Source organism: Corynebacterium renale (assembly GCF_002563965.1).
GTDB lineage: Bacteria > Actinomycetota > Actinomycetes > Mycobacteriales > Mycobacteriaceae > Corynebacterium > Corynebacterium renale.
The window spans coordinates 1,300,143-1,322,068 of sequence record NZ_PDJF01000001.1; the positions used below are offsets into that span (position 1 = coordinate 1,300,143).

Below are 21,926 nucleotides of genomic sequence, written 5' to 3' on the forward strand. Positions count from 1 at the left end.
ATATGGTTGAACAGGTAGCGGATAAGGGCGTGCAGGGGTCGAAGGTAACCTCGGACGTCGAGAAGCCTTCTGTGAAGTCTTCATGGCCTTTGTATATTTTGTACGCGCTCATCGCAGGTGTGGTGGGCGCGGGTATTTCGTGGGGTTTCCTTTCTGATTCGCTCGCTGCCTTGGGCATCCCTGATCCGGGTAGGTTTACTACAGCTGGCCTGCCATTTTTCCGCGCCGCCAGCTGGATGGTTGTGTCGCTTGCCGTCGGTTCATTCTTGGCGTCTGCGTTCTTGATTTCACCACGGCTGCCTGGCGAGGACAATGGGAAGATCCTGCAGGCCAGGTTAACTGTCGACGGCCACCTTGCCGCCCGCACAGGCTCCGTAGCGCTTATCGCGTATGCGTTGATTGCGCTGCTCATGATTCCGCTGACACTGTCGGATGTGTCGGGAACTCCGTTCGCGCGTACCCTGCAACCGGATATGTGGTCCGTGGCGATCTCGCAGGTTTCTACTGCTTTGGCATGGTTGTGGGTGGCGCTCATTGCCGGGGTAGTGGGCATCGCTGGCTTGTTTAGCCACAAGTGGTCGAGCCAGCCATTGCTTTTCGTGGGCGCGATACTGTCCGTCATCCCATTGGGTATGGAAGGCCACTCCGCGTCCGGTGGCGACCATGACTACGGCACCAATTCCTACTTGTGGCACCTGGTATTCCTGGTCATCTGGGTTGGCGGCCTCATGGCGCTCATCGCGCACTGCCGCCGGCTTGGGCCCGGTATGGCTACGGCGGTGCGTCGCTACTCCACGCTGGCACTCATTTCCATCATCGTGATGGCTGCGTCCGGCATCGTCAACGCACTCATCCGCGTCGAGCCGCAAGACTGGTTGACCAGTACGTATGGCCTGATCATTGTGGCGAAGATGGTGGGCGTCGTGGTTCTCGGCGTATTCGGCTACGTGCACCGCTCGCTTGCGATCCCACAACTCAAGCGTGGGGACGCGGGCACGTTCCGTCGAGTAGCAATCGTCGAAGTGGCCATCATGGCAGCGGTGACGGGCATCGCAATCACAATGGGGCGCACCCCGCCGCCACCGCCACGCGACCCCAACTTGAGCCCCATGGCCATCAAGGTCGGGTTTGACCTCTACGAGGCACCTACGTTCTGGAACGTGTGGACGATGTGGCGCTTCGACATCATGTTTTCCGCCATCGCAATCGTGTTGGCCGCGCTGTACATCTATGGCGTGGTGAAGTTGCGTCGCCGCGGCGAAGAATGGCCGGCCATGCGGACCTTCTGGTTCCTGCTTGGCTGCTTCACCCTTGCGGTCATGATGAGCTCCGGTATGGGCATGAACATGATGGCCCTGTTCTCCATGCACATGGTCGTCCACATGGGTCTGACCATGGTGGTTCCCGTATTCCTGGTACTCGGCGCGCCGTTGACGCTGATTATGAAAGTCGTCCCCCCAGGACCTCCGGGGACTCCGGGTATGCACGAATGGGTGCAGGCCCTGTGCTCCAATCGGTTGATCGCGTTCATCACGCACCCCGCTGTGAACACCATCCAGTTCGTCGCCTTCTTCTACTTCCTGTACATCACGCCGCTGTACCCAATCTTGGTTCAGGACCACGGCGGACACGTGGGCATGAACTTCCTGTTCCTGATCTCCGGCTACATCTACTTCTGGGACATGATCGGCGTGGACCCCGTCCCGAATCGGCGCAGCCCCATGGTGCGGCTCATGTGGCTGGTCTTCTCCATGCCATTCCACCTCTTCTTCGGTGTCTACCTCATGCAATTGACGGACATCATCGCCTACGACTTCTACTCGCAGCTCGGGCACCCGTGGAACCCAGACCTACTGCAAGACCAGAAAGTCGGAGGCGGAATCGCCTGGGCTTCCGGGTCCTTCCCGCTAGTCGTTGTATTCGGCGTCCTCTTCTACCAATGGCGTAAAGACGACAAGCGTCAGGAAAAGGAATACGACGCCCACGCGGACGCCGAAGGCGATGATGAGATGGACGCATACAATCAGTGGCTCGCCCAAATGAATCAAGGGCGCGGCGAATAACAGGGATGCGCCCTGAGAATAAGGCCACTACGACCACCCGCACACACGCGCGCAGTGTTAATGCGGGTGGTCTTGCTTAATGAGGGGGATGGTGACGTCGTCGATAATGTCCTCGAGCACATTCTCCGGCACAGGGCCGCGGTGGGTAATCATGGCGTCGCGAAGTACCGAAATTCCTGCACGCGCCCTGTACCGGGAATCCTCCCCCGGCGGTATTTCGCCTCGGTCAATCGCGCGTTCAATGCACCGACGATAAATAGTGAAAGCGGTGGTGGGCAGAATTGCGGCGATGGCGCTGTCCTCTGGCTCCATATCGACTCCGGAGAGGTGGAGTCGAAGAAGCGTGAAGGAATCATCAGCGAAGGAGTTGGCTAGCTTGTAAAAGTCCAGTAAGTCCCCGCGCAGCGAACCTGTGTCCTGGGGGTTGAGAGTGTTGGACTGCAGGAAATAATCGATGGTGGCACGCACCAGCTCATCTTTGTCTGACCAACGGCGATAGAGCACAGCACGCGAGGTGTGTGCCCGAGTAGCTACCGCATCCATGGTCATGTTGGAATAACCACTTTCGATGAGTTCTTTCCATGCTGCCTGCATGAGGGCTTGCTCGAGTTCAGCCCCGCGACGACGTTGTTTCATCAGCGCCTCCCACGTTTTTGGACATCATACACTGTAGCGCCACCTCCATAAAGGACACACAATGCGGCTCCAGGTTGGGATGAACGCAAAGTTATCCACAGGTGTGATGCAGGTCCAGCCAAAAATAGGGGGTTATACACAGGCACAAAAACTTTCCCACCACTTTGGTCGGGGCTTGGGCCACGATGGAATTACTTCCTCACAGCACAGTCACGTGCACGAGGAAGATGACATGACACGACACTTTTCAGGAGGGGGACTATGTCTAACCATCCCATCACTATTTCGGGGAATCTCACCGCGGACCCGTACCTCACGCGGACAGGAAACGGGGCATTCGTTGCTCGCATGCGGGTAGCCACCAATCGGCCGTATAAAGCGCAGGGCAGCGACACCCAATGGAGCTACACCGACCAGCTCTACATCGATGTAGACGCCTGGGGCGATCTCGCGTACAACTGCCGTGGCAGTTTGAAACGCGGCATGCCGGTTATCGTGCAGGGCGTGCTGGTCACGGATTCGTGGAAGGATCCGGAATCCAATCAAAACCGCAGTACCATCCGCATCCGTGCGCGTTCCGTGGGCATGGACCTTAGCCGCCACATGATCAATAGCGCCCAATCCATTGTGACGCAGTCTGTGGGAGATAACGGTGTTGAAATGCCAGTCATCAACATCAATAAGGAGTTGATTGACAAGGATCTCACGGCACCACCTGAACAACAGGAACCAGATTCCCAGTTTGGGGGCTACGACTCCGCATCGCAGAGTGGCACCGTGCAGGAAGACCAAGCGCGTGAACTCGTTGGTGTGGGAGCCGGTGCAACCAGTTCATCGGGGGCAGCCGTGGCCGAGGATGGTGAAGAAGCTCCGTTCTAAAAGTGTTGTCTTTCGGGGGAGGCAACAGAGATCGCAACAGGCTCTGCAGCGGAGTGCGCATTCGGGGGAAGGCGCACTCCGTCGCATCTGCGCACCGTGCCGCGCCGCGCTTCGCGGTGTCGCGCTGCGACGTGCCGTGTGCCGTGGCGAACTGCGCGTGGCTACCACGAATGTTCTGCTTACGGTAACCTCTCTACATGAATTGAAAAGTCCACGTGGTGTGGGCTTATCTCCGAGTTAAACAAGAGGGGAAACATGGCAGAATTCATCTACACGATGAAGAATGTGCGCAAGGCAATCGGCGACAAAGTCATCTTGGACAACGTCACCATGGCCTTTTACCCAGGCGCCAAGATTGGTGTTGTCGGCCCGAACGGCGCCGGTAAGTCGTCGCTTCTGAAGCTGATGGCTGGGCTGGACCAGCCGTCGAATGGTGAAGCCTTCCTGGACCCGGGTGCTACCGTCGGAATCCTTTTGCAGGAGCCTCCTCTGAATGAGGAGAAGACTGTGCGTGGCAACGTCGAAGAGGGCTTGGGCGACATCTTCGAGAAGAAGCAGCGTTTCGAAGAGATCGCTGAAGAGATGGCGACCAACTACACCGACGAGCTCATGGAAGAGATGGGCAAGCTGCAGGAAGCTCTCGACGCCGCCGACGCGTGGGAGGTTGACTCCAAGATTGAGCAGGCGATGGAAGCGCTGCGCTGCCCTCCTTCGGATGCCCCAGTAACCAACCTGTCCGGTGGTGAGCGCCGCCGCGTAGCGCTGGCGAAGTTGCTGCTGTCCGAGCCGGACTTGTTGCTTCTCGACGAGCCTACGAACCACTTGGATGCCGAGTCGGTGCTCTGGCTCGAGAAGCACTTGCAGGACTACAAGGGTGCTGTCCTGGCCGTGACCCACGACCGTTACTTCCTAGACAACGTTGCAGAGTGGATCTGTGAGGTTGACCGCGGCCAGCTGTACCCCTACGAGGGTAACTACTCCACCTACCTGGAGAAGAAGGCCGAGCGCCTCGAGGTCGCGGGCCAGAAGGATAAGAAGCTGCAGAAGCGCCTGCGCGACGAACTCGCCTGGGTCCAGTCTTCCCCAAAGGCACGTCAGGCGAAGAACAAGGCTCGTCTGGAACGCTACGAGGAGATGGCTGCAGAGGCCGAGAAGTACAAGAAGCTGGACTTCGAAGAAATCCAGATCCCAACCCCACCACGCCTGGGCAACAAGGTCGTGGAGGTGGAGAACCTGCACAAGGGCTTCGACGGCCGCGTTCTGATCAAGGATCTTTCCTTCACCCTGCCGCGTAACGGCATCGTGGGCGTTATCGGCCCGAACGGTGTGGGTAAGTCCACGCTGTTTAAGACCATCGTGGGTCTGGAGGAGCCGGACGCCGGCACCGTGTCCGTCGGTGAGACCGTCCAGATCAGCTACGTGGACCAGAACCGCGAAAACATCGACCCAGAGAAGACTGTCTGGGAAGTTGTGTCCGACGGCCTGGATTACATTCACGTCGGCCAGAACGAAATGCCTTCGCGTGCGTACCTGTCCGCCTTCGGATTCAAGGGCGCTGATCAGCAGAAGCCGTCGAAAGTTCTGTCCGGTGGTGAGCGTAACCGCCTGAACCTCGCGCTGACTCTCAAGCAGGGCGGCAACTTGATCCTCCTTGACGAGCCGACCAACGACTTGGATGTTGAAACACTGGGTTCCCTGGAGAACGCGCTGCAGAAGTTCCCAGGTTGTGCTGTGGTTATTTCGCACGACCGCTGGTTCCTGGACCGCACCTGTACCCACATTCTGGCCTGGGAAGGCAACGTGGAAGAGGGCAAATGGTTCTGGTTCGAGGGCAACTTCGGCGACTACGAGAAGAACAAGGTGGAGCGTCTTGGCGAGGAAGCTGCGAAGCCTTCCCGCGTCACGCACCGCAAGCTCAGCCGCTAAAGTAAGCGTGCTTGGCTGAAACAGTGAGCGTTCTACCCCGTGTGGGGAGAGCGCTCATTTTTGTATCCACACGTATATGATGGGGCACTAATCGCCACCCGAGTAGCCTCCGTCGCCGTCGGTGGCGTTGTCTCACATGCGAAAGAGAGTTTTTCATGACCTTCCCGACCGGTAATAACGAACACGTCCACGTGGCAACTATCCCGTTGCGGTGGTCGGACTTTGACCGTTACGGGCACCTGATGAACGCTAACTACATTGAGGTCGCGCAGGAAGCGCGCCTGCAGTGGGCGAACGATAGTTTCTCAGCCCATGGTTTGGAGGTGCCTGCGTTCGTCGTCCGCCATTTGGATGTGGACTTCATGAAGCCTCTGCTGCCTAGTGCGCAGAATTACGCCACGGTGGAATCTCAGGTCGTTGAGGTTGGCCGTACCTCGTTGACCACGCGCCAGGAGATTAAGGATCACCAGGGTCGCGTCGCGTGTGTGGTGGAGACCGTGCAGGTGGCCGTCGATGTGGAGAAGGCTGCGCCGCGCGCGATTACAAGCGATGAGAAGAAGGTCCTTACCCAGGTTGCAGACTCTGCTCAGGACGCGCAGTAACAGATGGCAGGTGAGTTCCTGACTGTCACCGCCGGCGCGCCGGGTCTGCGGACTTTGGCTAACCGTGCGGTGCGTGTCGACGCTTCCGCCTACGCCAGGTTCCAGCGTCTGGAAGGGGACGCGATCGATGTCTTCGTGACAACCCCCTTTAACGTGGTCGCTAGCCGTCGCATCCGTGGCGCGGTCTCCCGCGACGGGGCAGTGGTGTCGGCGTCGCGCTTGGCCCAGGAATTGCAGCGGGTGGAATCGCCTGAACCCACCGCGCAACAGCTTGATCTGGGCACCCCGATGGATCCTTCGTGGCCTGGGGCTTTGCCCCCGGCGTCGGGTTTCACGCTTCTCGACGAGATCCCCGTGGACGTTGCAGCCCGCCTCTCGCAGCAGGGCCAGGATTTGGCCCGCCAGTTTTCGGGCCCGTTGGGGCCACCACGCAGCCTTCTCGACCAGACAGTTCTCACGGTCAAAGGTGGTGACAAAGCCGCGGAGGTGCCTATGCGTATGATCTTCGCGTGCAGCTCGCTGGGCTTAATTCCGGGGTGGTCGGCGCCTATGGATGTGCCTCGTTTCCTGCGCGTATCCACTGTGGGGCGGTGGACACGCCTCGATGCGCCGTTCGGTAGCGTCTATCACTCCACTAAGCTGTCGCTGTTTTAACCGGCAGTGTTGATGACCATCCCGGCGACACGTTGCATGTGGTCGAGGAGGGCGGCGCGGGCTTCGTCGGGAAGCTTGTCTGCGGGGATATCAGCCATGGATGCTTCCATGATCTCCAGCCAGCGGAGGGCGGCGTCGCGGGTAATGGGGAATGGCTGGTGCCGCATGCGTAGTCGGGGGTGGCCGCGTTGCTCGGAGTAGTCGCGTGGCCCGCCCCAGTATTGGGTGAGGAATGCTTTGAGCCGCCATTCGGCGCCGTCCCAGTCGTCGTCCGGGTACATGGGGCCGATGAGGTCGTCTTCTTTGACGCGGGCATAAAAACCGGCGACTAACGCCTGGAAGACGTCGTCGCCGAGGTGCTCGTATAAAGACTGTGGGTGCATGGGCACCCAGGTTACCCTTTTTTATGCTTCTTCTTTGCCAGTGACAATGCCGATGCCGTTGGGGTAAGGGACGGTAATTCCGTTGGCCTGCATGTCGGCCAGGATGTGCCCGTTCATGAAACGCTGGACAGCCCACTGCTGGCCCGGCAGCGTGGTAACGCTGATGCGGTAGGAGAGGGAGTCTGCGTTGAAGTCGGAGACACCGTTGAGCTCGGGCTCGCTGAGGATGAAGTCCTTGATTTCTGGGCTCTTGGCTGCTTCCTTCGCGGAGTCCAAGAGGACCTTCTGGGTTTTCTCAGGGTCGTTGCGCAGGCCCACTGGGATTTGGAGGCGGGCAATTGCGTAGCGGTCAGAGAAGTTGCCCACGCGGAGGATTTCGCCGTTGCGGATGTACCAGAGGGTACCGTCCACGTCGCGGATGGTGGTGATGCGCAGGGAGATGTCTTCGACGTCGCCGACGATGTCTTCTCCCACGTCAATCGTGTCACCGACGCCGTATTGGTCTTCGATGAGCATGAAGATGCCGCTGAGGAAGTCCTTGACCAGGGATTGTGCGCCGAAACCAAGGGCAACACCGACAACACCGGCGGATGCGATAAGTGGTGCGATGTTCACGCCGATTGTGGACAGGATGGACAGGCCGGCCATGACCCAGATGAAGATCGCTACCGCGGATTTACTGACTGCCGCTAGCGTGCGGATTCGCGATTGACGCCGCTTGGCCTGGGTTTGAGCCATAGGGTCGTAGTCGTGCTCTGTGGCGTCTGGCGCATGTTTCCGGTTGGTAAGCCGTTCTTTGACCTTGGTGAATTTGCTTTCGGCGAGCCGGTCGATGAGACGCCGCAGCGCCCAGTGGGCCACGGACGCGATGAGGACCGTGATGAGGATAAGCAGTGGCTTGGTCAGCAGCCACTCGCGGGCGAGGTCTGATTCCCACCAGTTGGTGACCGATTGCACGGCCTCTTGGGTAGCGTCACTGACTTGCTCAGTGATAGCCCCGTCTGAATTTTCTTGAGCGAAAAATAAGGTTTGCATACTATTCATAACTTCTCCCAGAGTAGCGACAAGCCCACATCTTCGCAGGGGCCGCCAATACGCCCAGCATGAATTTAATTCCCCGCACAAATGGACCGCTTAGTCTGTTGTGGGATAGGGTTGGTGCGATTTGTTTCACGCTAAGGAGGCCTCCTATGTCGAATGACCACACCCACCAGACTGACTTTGACCGTGCGGATGCTGGGATTACGGCTCGTCGTGAAGCTGCTTTGAAAGCCCAGGCTGAGCGCAGCGGCGGCCTGAACACCCGTGCCATCCACGCTGGTTACACCCCGGACGGGCAGACGGGGGCGATCAACGTCCCGATTTACGCTTCGACCACGTACGCGCAGGACGGTGTGAACCAGTTGCGCGGCGGTTTCGAGTATGGGCGCGTGGGAAACCCCACGTTCACGGCGTTGGAGCAGGCGGTCGCTTCGCTGGAGGGCGGCGCTTTTGGCCGCGCCTACGCGTCCGGCATGGCGGCTACGGACACAATTTTGCGCGCCCTTCTGCGCCCGGGCTCGCACATTGTCCTCGGTGATGATGCATACGGTGGCACTTTCCGGCTTATCGACGTCACCTTCAGCCAGTGGGGCGTCGAGCACACTGTGGTAGATACCACGAACCCGGAGAACGTCGCAGCTTCGCTGCAGGATAACACGGCTGTCGTCTGGTTGGAGACGCCGACGAACCCGCTGCTTTCCATCACCGATATACGTGCGGTCAAGGATGCGATGGGGGACCATCCGGCGAAGTTGGTCGTGGATAACACGTTTGCTTCCCCGTACCTGCAGCGCCCATTGGATTTGGGGGCGGACGTTGTGTTGCATTCCACGACGAAGTACCTGGGCGGGCATTCGGACGTCGTGGGTGGTGTCCTTGTGCTCAACGACGCCGAACTGGACGCGGAGCTGCTCTTCCTCCAGGGCGGGGTGGGCGCTGTGCCATCCCCGTTTGATGCGTACCTGGTGTACCGCGGCATTAAGACGTTGGGTGTGCGCATGGATCGGCACTGCGCGAACGCGCAGGCGGTGGCCGAATTCTTTGCGGAGTACCCGAAAGTGAAGAAGGTGTACTACCCGGGCCTGAAGAGTCATCAGGGCCACGATATTGCCGTCCGCCAGATGAGCGGTTTCGGCGGGATGGTATCCATCGAGTTGGAAACCGAAGAGAAGGCGAAAGCATTCTGTGAGGCGACGGAATTGTTCTGTCTTGCTGAATCTTTGGGCGGGGTGGAGTCCCTGCTGGAGCATCCGACGTCGATGACGCACCAGTCTGCTGTGGGTTCTGCGTTGGAGGTCCCGCGCGAGTTAGTACGCATCTCAGTAGGCATCGAGGATGTTGAGGATTTGCTCGCTGATCTGGAGCAGGCCTTAGACCGCATTTAGCCCTACACTGGGTGGGCATGACACAGCTAAATACACCCTTAAAGATTGCAGTAGTCACTGGCGCGACCGGTGGGATGGGCAAGCACATTGTTGCCGACCTTGCCCGCGACCACAAGGTGTACGCCTTGGGCCGTAACCAGGAGACGTTGGATTCCCTGGAACGTACCCATGAGAATGTGACGGCCCTCCGCGTGGATATGGTGGCCGACCTCTTGGACCAGCCGGCCTCGCAGCTGCTGCACCATATTGCAGAAGATCACGTTGATGTGTTGGTCCACGCGGCGGCGGTTGCCGACCAGACGCGGGTAGAGGATGCCCATCCGAGCATGTGGCGGGACATGTTCGACCTCAACGTGACTGCCCCGGCCGAGTTAACCCGCGTACTTTTGCCTCGTCTGCGCGCCGCGCAGGGCACTGTTATTTACATCAATTCTGGGGCAGGTCGCGGGGCGCATCCGGGAAACGTGGTGTACGCAGCCACAAAGCACGCCCTGTACGCGCTTGCTGATGCTTTGCGCAAGGAAGAGGCGCATGCGGGGGTGCGCGTATCGACGGTCGCACCTGGCCCCACAGACACGCCGATGCTGCAAGGTCTCCGCGAAGGGCAGGAATACAATTCTGACCACTACATCGACCCGGTAGAGGTGGCGCGTGCCATCCGGACCGTCGTCGATGCGGGGCCGACGACCCAGCTCACGGACGTGCTGGTGCGGCCCCGCATTGAGCTAGCTGACCGCTAGCGGGTAGCTACGCGCAGCAGGGAAGCGGCCACTTGGTCCGTTTCCTGCAGCATGAGGGGATCGGTGCCCGGCATAGGGGAGATGGTGACGTCGGGCATTTGGCCGCCGGTGCCGGTGGGGATCCCCACGAGGTGGACCCGGGGGTCCTCGGTGCCGTCGGCGCGTACGAGGGCGCGGGTCTGCGGGTTAATTTCCGGGGACCCGGAGGGGGCGAGCGCCCCGTCGGTGGTCACGTTGTTGAACGTGCGTGCGCGACCGGCGTCCTCAATAGATACGGATAGCGGATCGGCTGGGCGTGCGGTTGTTGGGCTATGCATCCAGGCATCGATCAGCGCGGTAGCGTCCACGGTGTCTTTCACCTGTGCGGTACTGACGTGGAAGCCGGATTCGTCGGCGGCGAGGGTGGGGCGTCCGCCGAGGAGGGTGACCAGGCCGGCGTCGACAAGCGCCAAAAGTTCCCGGGTCCTGAACAGGGGAGGTCCGGAGCCGACCATCTGGCCTAGGCCCATCATGCGCTTCAGTGGGCCGCGGCGGGATTCGGCGGTGTAGACCCCGCGCGCGCCCAGGATAGATACGGGTTTCCGCGAGGCGGAGATCGACCAGAGACCGGCTTTGAGTGGGGAATCCCAGGCTGCAACGGCTTCTGTGATGTCCGCTGCCAAGCTGGTGGCGATGTGCTCGGTGACCTCGGCGGCGGATCCTTCAACGCCGTCCAGCTTGTCTAGCCAGGAGGTTAGGTCGAAGAAGTGCTCGGCGGGGACGATGTCTGCGAGGCGGTCTTGGATACTATCCGCATCGCCTTCGTCGATAGCGCGCACGACCTCGTCTAGGTTGATAACACCAGGGGATACCCGATCGAGAGTGCGATAGTAGGCCTCGTGGGCGTCGCGGATAACGGCGGGGAGGACCTCTGTGCCGAAGTCGATGCTGGCTAGTTCGGTGCGGTCGGACAGTTCCGTGATCACCTTGTGCAGTCGCGTGAGGTCCGCTGTCGGAGGAAGCGACTTATATTCAGACTTTGGTAGGTACGGGTAGCCGCGACCGGATGTGACGTAGACGTGCGGTTCCTTCCCGGAGGGGTGGTAGACCAACCCGGAGCGGGTATCAGCCTCCTCAAAGGTGCCGCCGCGGCCCTGGGTGAGCAGCGTGAGGGCGTCGAAAAAGCCCATTCCTAGCCCGCGCACGATGACGTCTTGGCCCGGCTGGATGGTGGAAAAGTCCTGCTCTACTGGGTTGTTGGGGCGTACCCACGTGAACTCGGGGTGGGCCTGTGTAAGTGCAGCGAGCTGCTGCTCTTCGGGCGTATCGCCGGGGCGGACCCAGCCTGTGGCTAACACTGTGGCGTCGGCATGGAGGGAGGAGCCGTCGGAAAGCGTGATCACGTCATGGTCGTCTACTTCAGTGATGCCCACGGCGCGGTGGGGCACCTCAATCAGTTCCACGTTTTCTGGAAGTAGGCCCTGGGCTACCGCATACACCCAGCGTAGATAGGCACCGTAGAGTGCGCGGCTGGGATTGGATTCCGGGCGGGTTGCTTCCAGCTCGGGGCCGAATTCGGCGATGAGGGCGTCTGTATCTGGGCGGAAACGGTCAAAGAGCTCCACCTTGGCGGGGCTCATCGTGTCACGATCTTTGCCTAGGATAAGGCGAATCCACTCGTATTGGATGGGGCCTTCGACGACGGGGGCGTTGACCGTTGCGCCGGGTTCGGTGAAGAGGGTCACTGCGCCGGCCAGGGTATTCATGCACAGCAGTGGGGTCTGGGTGGTTTCCCAGATGCGTCCGGCGCCAAGCTGGGCGTCATCAATGAGATAGATGCTTAAAGGTTCAGTCGGCGCGTAGGCGGCGATTCGCTCGATGATGGAGATGCCACGGGGGCCAGCTCCGACGATGGCTATGGACGGCTTATTTTCACACATGGTCACCATAATAACCCGCGACGTATGAACCATGTGGTCTGCCATATTTGTACCGGTCGGTCTATTAGTGTTATGTTCATGGCGCTTCACATTTCAACAAACTAATAAGAGTGACCTCACCAGCAAATACGTACTACCTATCCGGTCTGATGGGGTCCGTCAAGAACTCAGAGACAACTCAGAGACAACGCGGAGAACTGAAAATAAACCATGAAACATAGTCTTTCCAGAGCGGCGCGGCGCGCAGGCGCGGTGCTAGCAGCGGTGGCGGTGAGCGCGGGGCTCGTTGCCTGCGCAGCCCAGGAAGAAGGGGCAGGCCACACGCCCGCCGACGGCACCTGGGATTCCATCACCTATTTAGAGCCCCAAACCTTTAACACCTTGTACCCGCCTGCGGCAGGTTTTTACCCGAACGGCGTCATCGTGAACCAGATAACGGACCGCCTGCTCTACCAGGACCCGGAGACCCTGGAACTCAGCCCATGGATCGCCACGGAGCTCCCGGAAGTGAACGCGGATGCTACCGAGTACACCTTCACGATTCGCACGGATGTCACCTACTCCGATGGCAGCCCGCTGACCGCGCAGAACGTGGTAAATAACATCGACTTGTACGGCTTGGGCGATAAGTCGCGCACACTGACGTCGAGTGAGCAGATTACAAATTATGAGCGCGGCGAGGTCTTAAGCCCCGATACGGTGCGTTTCCACTTCTCCGCGCCGGCTCCGGGTTTCGCCCAGGCAGTCAGCTCCTACAACGCTGGATTGCTTTCCGACGCCACCATCGCCAAGAACAACCAGGGCTTTGCACCCGGCGCCGCCACTGAGATCAGCGGCTCCGGCCCATTTACCATCGTGGAGGAGGAACTAGGGACCTCCCTGGTCTTGCAGGCCCGCGAGGATTACGCCTGGGCACCACCAGCACGTGAACACCAGGGCCCTGCGCGTCTCGATGAGATTCGCCTTGTTGTCGCGCAGGAGCAGTCGGTGCGAATCGGTGGCCTGGTTGCCGGCCAGGCTGACATTGCCCGCCAGATTGATGCTCCAGAAGAAAAGCACCTGGAAAACGCCGGGTACGAGGTCTTGGCCGCCCCGACGAACGGCATGAATAACCAGTTGATGTTCCGTTTCCGGAATCCGAAGGTCTCAGATATTCGGGTGCGTCAGGCAATTATTCACGGCATTGATCGCGAAGAGATCTTGTACACCTTGTTCTCTGATTCTTACGTGATGGCCACGTCGTCCATGGCCCGCAAAGGCCAGGGCTACAAGGAGCAACCGGCGGAGGCCTACGCGTATGACCCGGAGCGTTCGAAGAAGCTTCTCGACGAAGCCGGCTGGGTACCTGGCCCGGATGGAATCCGCGTCAAGGATGGCTTGCGCTTGAGCCTTAACGTCAACGAAGCGTTGCCGCAGCCACGTTCGCGTGAGGTAATTACGAAGATTCAGGAGCACCTGCGCCGCATTGGTGTGGAGATCACGTTGAACCCTGGTGACAACGCCACGCAGAACGCGGACTCCCTAGATTTTGAGAAGATTCCGTTGCGCCATTCGATGGTGGCGCGCGCGGACTATGACGTCATCAAGTCGCTCTACCACTCGGATAACCGCAACGATTTGCTCAACGGCTTCGACGGCACGGTGGCCGATCAGCACTTGGATGATCTGCTGCAGGGTATTGCCTCGAGCCCAGATGAGAAGCGCCGCGCGGAGCTTTCCGGCCAGGTCCAGGATTACTTGACGCAGCAGGCGTACGTCTTGCCGCTATTTGAAGAGCCGATTGTCTACGGCATCGCTCCGTACCTGAAGGGCTTCGGCCCGGAGACGGTTGGGCGGCCCTCATTCTATGAGGCCTGGATTGACCATGACCTCAAGGAGGCACAGTAAATGACGTCTAAAGATGTTCTGGTACGTATCGGGCAAGCGGTCGTCGTACTGTTTATTACGTTCACGTTGGCGTTCTTCCTGCTGTCGGCATTGCCGTCCGACGGCGTGATGGCCCGTTATTCCAGCCCCGACTTGGGGCTGAGCTTGCAGGAAATTCAAGCTATCCGCGACGAACTAGGCGCAGACGAACCGCTGATCGTTCAGTACTTCGCGGTGCTGGGCGGTTTCTTGACCGGTAATTTTGGGTATTCCATCGAATCGGGCACCCCGGTTTCGGCGCTCATGGCCGACGCGCTGCCTACGACGATCACGCTTGCTGCTATCGCTTTCGTCTTGGCGCTGATCGTGGCGGGCGCCATTGCAACGGCAGCGTATTTCTCCCGCTGGAACTGGTTGACCACGCTGATCCGTTCCACCCCGGCGCTCATGATTTCGCTGCCCAGCTTCTGGGTGGGCATCATCTTGATCCAGGTCGTGTCCTTCCAGCTGGGGTGGGTCCCCGTTATCGAGCCGACGCCAGCGCAGGCGTTCATCCTCCCAGCGCTCACCTTGATCGTCCCGATTTCGGCACCGCTGGCGCAGGTTCTTATCCGAGCCGTGGATGAGGCGAAGAATGCCCCATACACGCACACGGTGGTTGCGCGCGGTGCAAGCCGCAGCTGGGTATTCTTCCGCAACATCATGCGCAACGCGCTGCTTCCAGCCGTAACGATGGCCGGTTTGCTTTTCGGCGAACTCGTCGGCGGGGCAGTGGTGACGGAAGCCGTCTTCGGACTCCAGGGCGTCGGTTCGCTCACTGTCGACGCCGTGGCCTACCGAGACACCCCAGTTCTGCTCGCTGTCGTGGTTTTTGCGGCAACGACGTACGTGATCATCAACCTCATCGTTGACCTGCTGTACCCGGTCATTGATCCCCGCCTGCGCGCCACGAAGAAGACCGCTGCGGCGGCACCGGCGGCAGTGAAGACTACTCAGGAGGTTCAGGCATGAGCGCCCACCTTGTAACACCTACGCGCCCGGGCCGGAAGGGGCGTCGTCAAGCAACCTCTGTGTGGACTCCCGGCACCATCCTCGCGGCCGTGATCATGGGGGTTGCGCTCCTGGCAGCGCTCTTGCCTGGCCTTTTGACCAGCAGGGACCCGATTTCAGGAAGCTTCGTGCCACTGCAGGCGCCGAGCTGGGAGCACTGGTTCGGCACGGATTCCGTGGGCCGCGACCTGTATTCGCGCGTGATTTACGGCGCACGCCAGTCGCTGTCGGCAGCAATCCTTGCGGTGGCTATCGGCCTGGTCGGGGGCACAATTCTCGGCGTGATTGCCGGCACGCAACGTCGCCCGCACCCGTGGATCGATGCGGTGATTATGCGCATTGTTGATGTCCTCCTATCCATCCCTGCGCTGCTGCTGAGCCTGTCCATCATTATTGTGCTGGGCTTCGGTACCTTGAACGCCGCGTTCGCCGTAGGTATTACCTCGATTGCAACGTTTGCTCGCCTTTCGCGCTCCCAGGTGATCTCGGTCGTGGAGAGCGACTTCGTGGAAGCGGCCTACGGCTCCGGGGCGACGGCATGGAAAGTGCTCACCCGGCACATCATTCCGAACTCGCTGACCCCCGTTCTCGCGCTGGCTGCAGTCCAGTTCGGTTCTGCCATCCTCCAACTGGCAACCCTGGGCTTCCTGGGCTACGGCACTCCGCCACCAATCCCGGAGTGGGGTCTGCTCATCGCCGACGGCCGCGACTACGTAGCCACCTCGTGGTGGCTGACGGTACTGCCCGGCGTTGTCATCGTCGCTGTTGTGATGTCCACCAACCACCTCGCTACCGCACTTCGAAAGGGGCAGTAACCATGGATTATTTAGAAGGTGTAGCAACCCAACTGGGCCGCCCACGCCCAGCAGCCTCGAAGACCTTGCACGGCGAGCCACAACTGAGCATCCGTGACCTTGAAGTCACCTACCAGCCCACACGCGGAGGGGACCCGGTGGCAGCGGTGCGCGGCGTGAGCCTAGATGTTTACGCCGGTGAAATGACTGCTGTGGTTGGCGAATCAGGTTCTGGTAAATCCACCACCGCACTGGCTGCACTAGGCTTACTGCCTGGAAACGCCACCATCGAACAAGGCGCAATCACGCTGCTTGGCAAGGACGTGACCAACCTATCCAATAAACAGTGGCGCAGGCTGCGTGGGACAGATATTGCCCTTATTCCGCAAGACCCGAACAATTCTTTGAACCCGCTCAAAACGATTGGTGCTTCGGTCGGGGAGGGGCTGGCGATCGCGCGCCGGGGGAGCGCGGCTGAGCGTAAGGCGCGTGTCCTGGAGCTCTTGGACCAGGTGGGCATCGATGACCCAGCGCGCCGCTACGACCAGTATCCGCACGAATTATCCGGTGGCATGAAGCAGCGCGCGCTCATCGCGGCTGCAATGAGCTTGGAACCCCAGGTCATCATTGCGGATGAGCCGACGAGCGCGCTGGACGTAACCGTTCAGAAAGTCATCCTGGACTTGCTCGACGACATGCGCCACAAGCTGGGGCTGGGGATCCTGTTCATCACGCATGATTTGGCGGTTGCCGGTGACCGGGCGGATCACGTCGTCGTGATGCAGCAGGGCCAGGTGCAGGAATCCGGGCTGGCGGCGTCGGTTCTCACGAACCCGCAGGCGGAGTACTCGCGCAAGCTGCTCGCGGACGCCCCCTCGCTGTCCACTCCGAAGGTGCAGCGTACTGCGCCAGTGCAGGCGCTTCACGACGCCCCGCTGGTCGATGTCCGCAACTTACACAAAGAATTCGGGGACTTCACGGCCGTCCAGGACATGAGTTTCACCGTGGCCCGCGGAACTACCCACGCAATCGTAGGCGAATCCGGCTCGGGTAAGACGACAACCGGCCGCATGATTAGTGGTTTCACCCGGCCGACGTCTGGTTCAGTGACCATTGCCGGCACGGATGTTACTGCTTTGTCTAAAGAAGAAATACGGAAGTTCCGTTCCACGATTCAGTTGGTGTACCAGAATCCGTATTCTTCGCTGGATCCGCGTCGCACGATCGCGCAAAGCATCGCGGAGCCCCTGGTAAACCTGACACAGCTGAAAAAGCCCGAGATTGCGGCAAAGGTGGAAAAATACTTGGATCTGGTGGCCTTGCCGCTGGATGCAGGTGCCCGCCGGCCGGCAGAGCTCTCGGGTGGGCAGCGTCAGCGCGTGGCGATTGCGCGCGCGATGATTATCGAGCCCGAGGTTTTGGTCCTCGACGAGGCGGTGTCCGCCCTCGATGTGACAGTGCAGGCGCAGATCCTGCAGCTTCTCGACGATTTCCAGCGCGAATCGGGGGTGACCTACCTGTTTATTTCTCACGACCTGTCTGTGGTCAGGCAGATCTCGGACACCGTGTCGGTGATGTACCGTGGCCAGCATGTAGAGCATGGCGCTACGGCCGATGTCTTTGAGAATCCACAGAGTGATTACACACGCACACTTCTTGACGCGATTCCGGGGCAACGGTATAGAGCCGGTGAACTTAATCTAGGGCTTTAATCACATCGTGCGGCGCCATGTTAGGCGCCGCACGTGTTTTATGTCCGTTTGCTTCTGAAATCGAGCTAGGCGGGCATGCGATTTCCGTTTCTGTGTTGTTTACTTAAACATAATATGAACATTAGGTGAATTGCGCCTGTGTTGGACACTCTTAAAAAGGACTACTTCTAGTTGGCTTAATTGTGCAGGTATTGTGGTTCCAATAGCGATATATGCAAATAAAGTGATTAGTTGGTAAGGTGATTTTCGTGTCCGGTCAGAATCCTAGGAAAAGCCCTGCGTACGTCATTATCGCGGATGAAGTCCGCTCGTGGATTGAAAATGGTGAATATGCCCCAGGGGAGCGTTTGCCTAACGAGCGTGAACTCGTCGAAAGATTCGGCGTAGCCCGCATGACGGTCCGTCATGCGCTAGACATCTTGCAGATGGAAGGCTGCATCGACCGCAAGCGTGGCCGCACTGGCGGAACTTTCGTACGCGCGGTCCCGCCGACCGTGGAGCTGACCCGTGTTCATGGCATTTTCCCGCAGCTAGAAGCAATGGGCCATGAGGTTAAAACCATCGTGACGTCCCAGCAGACAGTGCAGGCTACCGCGCGCATTTCCCGTGCACTCAACCTAGAACCAGAAGCTGCGGTCTACAACGTGGTTCGGGTGCGTACCGTCGATAGCGTCCCACTCATTGTGCAGAACAGTTACTATCCCGCAGACCTGGTTCCGGGCTTGGAGGAATACAAGCTCGACGGCGATATTCACAAACTCCTGGATGACAAATGGGGTAAAGCGCCGGTGCGCAAGGCGGAAACGATTATCCCGTCTATTGCGTCTTAATGGGAACAGCAGCAATTGGGAATTTCGCGCAATCTGCCGGTTCTGAACATTACTCGCGTTTCCGAAACGAAAAATGGCGAATTGGTGGAGTATTCGGAAGATGTCCTTCGTTCCGATACGGTTCGCATTAAGGTGATTACCGACGTCGTCTAATTAGCGTTATCTCTATCAATGCTGCCACAGGGACGAGGTTACGTTCTTCTCATGACTATCGTGCTGTGTGGAGATCATTCTCGGATTGTTAGGTGCGTAGTTGCATAGGTATGCGTTGACGATGTGGGCAGCGTCGCGACGTTAATTCGTTACTAGATGGTGAAGGCATAGAGATTGCGTGATCTCACTAGTATCGTGTGTGTCTGGTCGCGGCAACTAAAGGGTAGCCTTGAACGGTTTATACAGGATAGACGCTTTGTCAGAGACACGATTCGATGCCTGGAGACTGCTCAGGTTAGTATGACAGTGTGGTCAAGATAACAAAAAGTCCATTTCGGTGCACATCGAGCAGCGTCTTCTCCAGGTTGGCTGTAGTAGTTTCTTTGACAGCACTTGTCATCCTGAATAATCCCATGGCCGTAGCTCAGAGTAACAAGATCGTTTCTGACGAATTAGATTTATCCGTTGGTGACTATGTCACCGACAGGTCTGAACCGTCGATGTACGATCGGCTACTGGATTACAGTCAAGCGCATCCCGAGATTGTGAATCAGTATGAACGCCAGATCTCCGATTCGGCGCATACGGTTGAGAAACTCCCTCCTCCAAAAAAATCTTATGTGGAAGGGGAAATGCGCTCCGATTTATTCTCAATGCCAAGTGGGATTGATTCTACGACTGCCGACAGGTTGGAAATCCAGGAGTCCCGTGAGCCGTCCCGTTTAAGAACTTCTCGCGCCTCATCGTGCGAAATGATGTGGCCTACGAGATATCAGGTATGTGGCGCAATTCTAGAAGCTTATCGCGCGACAGGTGGTCAACTTTCTTGGCTAGGACCGCCGAAATCTAATGAGATGACTAACCCCGATGGTATTGGTAAAAGGACCGAATTCTACGGTGGGTCCATTTACTGGCATCCTGACACTGGTGCGCATGCGGTCACCCTGGACGGGATGAGGCAATGGGGAACATTGGGATGGGAAGCGGGCCCCTTAGGCTATCCTACGTCCGCGCCTATTCCGCTAAACTTTCCTGTAAGTCAGATGCAAACATTTCAAGGGGGAGACAACTACAATAATCCGCTGACAGGCGGGGCTGTGTGGGGCGACATCAAACAACGTTACGATGAGTTAGGGGGTTCACATCACCCTATTAGGATACCTATTTCTAATGAACTAAAAGAAGGAGAGCGGTATCGATACAACAATTTTTCTAACGGGACAATTTCGTGGCGTGATGATCGGCAAACCCGCTTCATGTATTTGGCAACGCAACGTGTGTGGAATGCGTTAGGACGAGAGAGCGGGCGACTCGGTTGGCCTACAACAGATGAGTTGCCTTACATTCCTGGTCGGGCTCATCATGTTGATTTTGAGCATGACGCAATGATTCTTTGGGGTGCTGGCATAGGGGCGCGTGAGCTGAACGGTGAGCTCGTCAGGTTATGGAACCATTTGGGCGGTATCGAAGGCCTTGGGCTTCCGTTGCTATCAACTTCAGCATTTGGCGATAGCGTATTGCAACGTTTTGAAAGCGGGGCAGCTTGGGCCACAAATGACGGAATAGCTTACATCAAAAGAGATAGCCGTAGCCCTAAGACAAAGTCGTCGGTATCAGACCACATTTTGTTCGATGGCCGTGCTACGGAGAACACAATAACCGCTCACGGGCTTCGTTCTAATGGGACAGCCGACATAATTTATTCCGGGAATCAAAATCAAGGTGATCCGTATATTGTTAGGAGAGGATATTATGACCAAAATGACGTTCCCGGAGTAGGATTTGGCGCAGATAAGGCGGAATATAAACATGGATTCACGCGATGGGACATGGCTGAAGCGGCCTTTGGTGCGTCGGCTTCACGTTATTTTATACCCCGAGAAGAAGGCGCCGAAGGCTGGGAAACAGAGATTAAATTTGTCGCCTGTGTTAGGAATGTGAGTTGTGAAGAATATGCGAAACCAGTGACACTTAGACAAATTTACTTGACAGAAAATAGGGAATGGTTCAAAGGCGTTCCAGGAAGAAATGGTGAGACTGACACGGCCGAAATAGGGCTTGTAAATGCTTTTTGTAAGCAAGATTCAGAGATAGTAGTGAACATTTGCCCAGCGCGAATGCGAGAAACGAAGAGGTTTGGATATCTTTTCTAGTTTATTATAAGACTGGTGTGAATGCCGTATTTTTAAACTCGACTATTGTTTTTCTTTTATCGGTGAAAAGTATAACTAGGTGTGCGCGTGCTTGAAAAAGGAAAAGAAGTTGCCGAATGTATCCTAGGTATGAAATCTTTCGAGGAGTTGGAAATTGCCTCTGAAATTCTCAGCAACCGTGTGAATGAAAGCTGGGAAGCTGGCGACACCTGTTCGAGGTCTTCCCGTTGGAATTTGGATTTAATGAAGAGATATAACCAGGTTGCTTTGAAGCTATTATCCTCTTCCAGTCATTTGTTGTCTGACAACTTGATTGATCCCGCAATGCATGAATTTGTGGAAAAGCACGCTTTGAATTCTATAACCGAGAACATCAGGGCGGCGGACAATTCAGCACTTGTAAGGTCGAATGGAATTTCAAAACTAGAATTTAAGGAAATAATATTCACTTCCCCTTTGGTTTTGTCGAATATTCATTTTGACGATGTAAGTTTCACGCGCTGTACGTTTAAGAGTGACCTGCTCCTCTCGTCAGTCACCTCCTCGAAATGTGTCGAATTTGCTCAGTGTACATTTTCTCACGGGCATCAGATTATTCTGAGATTTTTATGTTTTCCGAAGCCCCTCAATGCTTCTGAATGGAGACCTTCGCTCACCTTTAAAGAATGTTCCATTGCGGACATGTGGGTTTTCAAATCTCAGGTATTTTTATTCTTTTCTGATTCAACAATTCATTCTTCGTCTTTAGAACTGAGTGAGGGGTCGGTTGCGCACTATGTTAATTGCCGGCTTAGTGATGCGATTGTTCATGATGTGACAAGCGGTTCTGATGGTTCTTCACTCGTTCCCCGAGGTTGGTTCCGTGATGCAGGCTGGACCTTGGATTAAGATGTCCTGTTTCTCCCTGACGAATTCCTAAATAAAGAAACGTGTAGTCTGCAGACTAATGTGAGACTTCGGGTCAGTCTCCGTGCACTTTTTGTTAAGCTCTGGCACTTTGCTTAAGCGGGTACTGGTTTATCAGATTTGAGTACGGTGCAAGCGAAGGGATAAGTAAATCCGGATGTGTTGAGGGAATATTGGATTTCCGGGAAAGTGCTAGCAAAGTTCTTCGCCTGAACCGCCCCCACTAGTTAGGCT

17 protein-coding genes and 1 pseudogene are annotated in these 21,926 nt (G+C 57.5%); 14 read left to right on the top strand and 4 right to left on the bottom strand.

The features are described 5' to 3' along the window. Positions 1 to 2: 2 nt before the first annotated feature. On the top strand, positions 3 to 2,063 hold the full coding sequence (locus ATK06_RS06130) for a bifunctional copper resistance protein CopD/cytochrome c oxidase assembly protein (RefSeq protein WP_098389018.1): 2,061 nt from the start codon (positions 3 to 5) through the stop codon (positions 2,061 to 2,063). 57 nt (positions 2,064 to 2,120) lie between these two features. On the opposite strand, the gene ATK06_RS06135 is transcribed toward ATK06_RS06130, so the two are convergent. Then, positions 2,121 to 2,699 carry a TetR/AcrR family transcriptional regulator gene (locus ATK06_RS06135; RefSeq protein ID WP_048380091.1) on the bottom strand — a complete coding sequence of 193 codons (579 nt, stop codon included), beginning with the start codon at positions 2,697 to 2,699 and terminating at the stop codon, positions 2,121 to 2,123. Positions 2,700 to 2,960: 261 nt separating this feature from the next. Here ATK06_RS06135 and ATK06_RS06140 point away from each other — a divergent pair, with 261 nt between their 5' ends. The 4 genes from ATK06_RS06140 (at position 2,961) to ATK06_RS06155 (ending at position 6,760) form a co-directional block, all read left to right on the top strand. After that, a complete protein-coding gene (locus ATK06_RS06140; protein WP_053072744.1) occupies positions 2,961 to 3,578 on the top strand; it encodes a single-stranded DNA-binding protein in 618 nt (205 codons plus the stop codon). Positions 3,579 to 3,833: 255 nt separating this feature from the next. Next, positions 3,834 to 5,504 carry an energy-dependent translational throttle protein EttA gene (gene ettA / locus ATK06_RS06145; RefSeq protein ID WP_048380090.1) on the top strand — a complete coding sequence of 557 codons (1,671 nt, stop codon included), beginning with the start codon at positions 3,834 to 3,836 and terminating at the stop codon, positions 5,502 to 5,504. A gap of 155 nt (positions 5,505 to 5,659) precedes the next feature. After that, positions 5,660 to 6,106 (top strand): acyl-CoA thioesterase, encoded by a 447-nt coding sequence (locus ATK06_RS06150; RefSeq protein WP_048380088.1) that lies wholly within the window; start codon positions 5,660 to 5,662, stop codon positions 6,104 to 6,106. 3 nt (positions 6,107 to 6,109) lie between these two features. Continuing rightward, positions 6,110 to 6,760 (top strand): DUF8185 domain-containing protein, encoded by a 651-nt coding sequence (locus ATK06_RS06155; RefSeq protein ID WP_053072743.1) that lies wholly within the window; start codon positions 6,110 to 6,112, stop codon positions 6,758 to 6,760. Here the strand turns inward: ATK06_RS06155 and ATK06_RS06160 are convergent. Both ATK06_RS06160 and ATK06_RS06165 read right to left on the bottom strand, forming a co-directional pair. Beyond that, positions 6,757 to 7,143: a globin domain-containing protein gene (locus tag ATK06_RS06160; protein ID WP_048380086.1), complete on the bottom strand. Its 387-nt coding sequence runs from the start codon at positions 7,141 to 7,143 to the stop codon at positions 6,757 to 6,759. The genes ATK06_RS06155 and ATK06_RS06160 overlap by 4 nt on opposite strands. A 21-nt stretch (positions 7,144 to 7,164) precedes the next feature. Beyond that, entirely contained in the window at positions 7,165 to 8,178 is a 1,014-nt protein-coding gene (locus tag ATK06_RS06165) for a mechanosensitive ion channel family protein (RefSeq protein ID WP_231913532.1), read from the bottom strand. A 155-nt stretch (positions 8,179 to 8,333) separates the two neighbouring features. Between ATK06_RS06165 and ATK06_RS06170 the strand changes: the two genes are divergently transcribed. Then, complete coding sequence (locus ATK06_RS06170) at positions 8,334 to 9,569, top strand: cystathionine gamma-synthase (RefSeq protein WP_098389019.1); 1,236 nt, start codon at positions 8,334 to 8,336, stop codon at positions 9,567 to 9,569. 17 nt (positions 9,570 to 9,586) lie between these two features. Then, positions 9,587 to 10,309, top strand: coding sequence for an SDR family oxidoreductase (locus tag ATK06_RS06175; protein WP_048380079.1), 723 nt, complete (start codon positions 9,587 to 9,589; stop codon positions 10,307 to 10,309). Here ATK06_RS06175 and ATK06_RS06180 read toward each other — a convergent pair. Beyond that, positions 10,306 to 12,228 (bottom strand): FAD/NAD(P)-binding protein, encoded by a 1,923-nt coding sequence (locus ATK06_RS06180; protein WP_098389409.1) that lies wholly within the window; start codon positions 12,226 to 12,228, stop codon positions 10,306 to 10,308. The two genes, ATK06_RS06175 and ATK06_RS06180, sit on opposite strands and share 4 nt — an antisense overlap. Before the next feature lie 210 nt (positions 12,229 to 12,438). Between ATK06_RS06180 and ATK06_RS06185 the strand changes: the two genes are divergently transcribed. The 7 genes and pseudogenes from ATK06_RS06185 (at position 12,439) to ATK06_RS11085 (ending at position 21,674) form a co-directional block, all read left to right on the top strand. Continuing rightward, a complete protein-coding gene (locus ATK06_RS06185; RefSeq protein ID WP_098389020.1) occupies positions 12,439 to 14,115 on the top strand; it encodes a TIGR04028 family ABC transporter substrate-binding protein in 1,677 nt (558 codons plus the stop codon). Then, on the top strand, positions 14,116 to 15,105 hold the full coding sequence (locus ATK06_RS06190; RefSeq protein WP_048380069.1) for an ABC transporter permease: 990 nt from the start codon (positions 14,116 to 14,118) through the stop codon (positions 15,103 to 15,105). Next, positions 15,102 to 15,959 (top strand): ABC transporter permease, encoded by an 858-nt coding sequence (locus ATK06_RS06195; RefSeq protein ID WP_048380067.1) that lies wholly within the window; start codon positions 15,102 to 15,104, stop codon positions 15,957 to 15,959. Before ATK06_RS06190 ends, ATK06_RS06195 begins: the two co-directional genes overlap by 4 nt. A 2-nt stretch (positions 15,960 to 15,961) precedes the next feature. Further along, positions 15,962 to 17,650 (top strand): dipeptide ABC transporter ATP-binding protein, encoded by a 1,689-nt coding sequence (locus ATK06_RS06200; RefSeq protein ID WP_098389021.1) that lies wholly within the window; start codon positions 15,962 to 15,964, stop codon positions 17,648 to 17,650. Between the two features lie 248 nt (positions 17,651 to 17,898). After that, positions 17,899 to 18,633: pseudogene (locus tag ATK06_RS06205) on the top strand (GntR family transcriptional regulator). Between the two features lie 383 nt (positions 18,634 to 19,016). Further along, positions 19,017 to 20,786, top strand: a complete 1,770-nt coding sequence (locus tag ATK06_RS06215) for an LGFP repeat-containing protein (protein ID WP_231913531.1) — start codon at positions 19,017 to 19,019, stop codon at positions 20,784 to 20,786. Between the two features lie 87 nt (positions 20,787 to 20,873). Next, entirely contained in the window at positions 20,874 to 21,674 is an 801-nt protein-coding gene (locus ATK06_RS11085) for a hypothetical protein (RefSeq protein ID WP_143341400.1), read from the top strand. Positions 21,675 to 21,926: the final 252 nt, after the last annotated feature.

Excerpts from the sequence above, each read along its gene's own strand:
- ATK06_RS06200 (WP_098389021.1), top strand. The coding sequence starts at position 15,962 with ATGGATTATTTAGAAGGTGTAGCAACCCAACTGGGCCGCCCACGCCCA.
- ATK06_RS06185 (WP_098389020.1), top strand. The coding sequence starts at position 12,439 with ATGAAACATAGTCTTTCCAGAGCGGCGCGGCGCGCAGGCGCGGTGCTA.
- ATK06_RS06130 (WP_098389018.1), top strand. The coding sequence starts at position 3 with ATGGTTGAACAGGTAGCGGATAAGGGCGTGCAGGGGTCGAAGGTAACC.
- ATK06_RS06190 (WP_048380069.1), top strand. The coding sequence starts at position 14,116 with ATGACGTCTAAAGATGTTCTGGTACGTATCGGGCAAGCGGTCGTCGTA.
- ATK06_RS06170 (WP_098389019.1), top strand. The coding sequence starts at position 8,334 with ATGTCGAATGACCACACCCACCAGACTGACTTTGACCGTGCGGATGCT.
- ATK06_RS06150 (WP_048380088.1), top strand. The coding sequence starts at position 5,660 with ATGACCTTCCCGACCGGTAATAACGAACACGTCCACGTGGCAACTATC.
- ATK06_RS06140 (WP_053072744.1), top strand. The coding sequence starts at position 2,961 with ATGTCTAACCATCCCATCACTATTTCGGGGAATCTCACCGCGGACCCG.
- ATK06_RS06165 (WP_231913532.1), bottom strand. The coding sequence starts at position 8,178 with ATGCAAACCTTATTTTTCGCTCAAGAAAATTCAGACGGGGCTATCACT.
- ettA (WP_048380090.1), top strand. The coding sequence starts at position 3,834 with ATGGCAGAATTCATCTACACGATGAAGAATGTGCGCAAGGCAATCGGC.
- ATK06_RS06175 (WP_048380079.1), top strand. The coding sequence starts at position 9,587 with ATGACACAGCTAAATACACCCTTAAAGATTGCAGTAGTCACTGGCGCG.
- ATK06_RS06195 (WP_048380067.1), top strand. The coding sequence starts at position 15,102 with ATGAGCGCCCACCTTGTAACACCTACGCGCCCGGGCCGGAAGGGGCGT.
- ATK06_RS06160 (WP_048380086.1), bottom strand. The coding sequence starts at position 7,143 with ATGCACCCACAGTCTTTATACGAGCACCTCGGCGACGACGTCTTCCAG.
- ATK06_RS06135 (WP_048380091.1), bottom strand. The coding sequence starts at position 2,699 with ATGAAACAACGTCGTCGCGGGGCTGAACTCGAGCAAGCCCTCATGCAG.
- ATK06_RS06155 (WP_053072743.1), top strand. The coding sequence starts at position 6,110 with ATGGCAGGTGAGTTCCTGACTGTCACCGCCGGCGCGCCGGGTCTGCGG.
- ATK06_RS06180 (WP_098389409.1), bottom strand. The coding sequence starts at position 12,228 with ATGTGTGAAAATAAGCCGTCCATAGCCATCGTCGGAGCTGGCCCCCGT.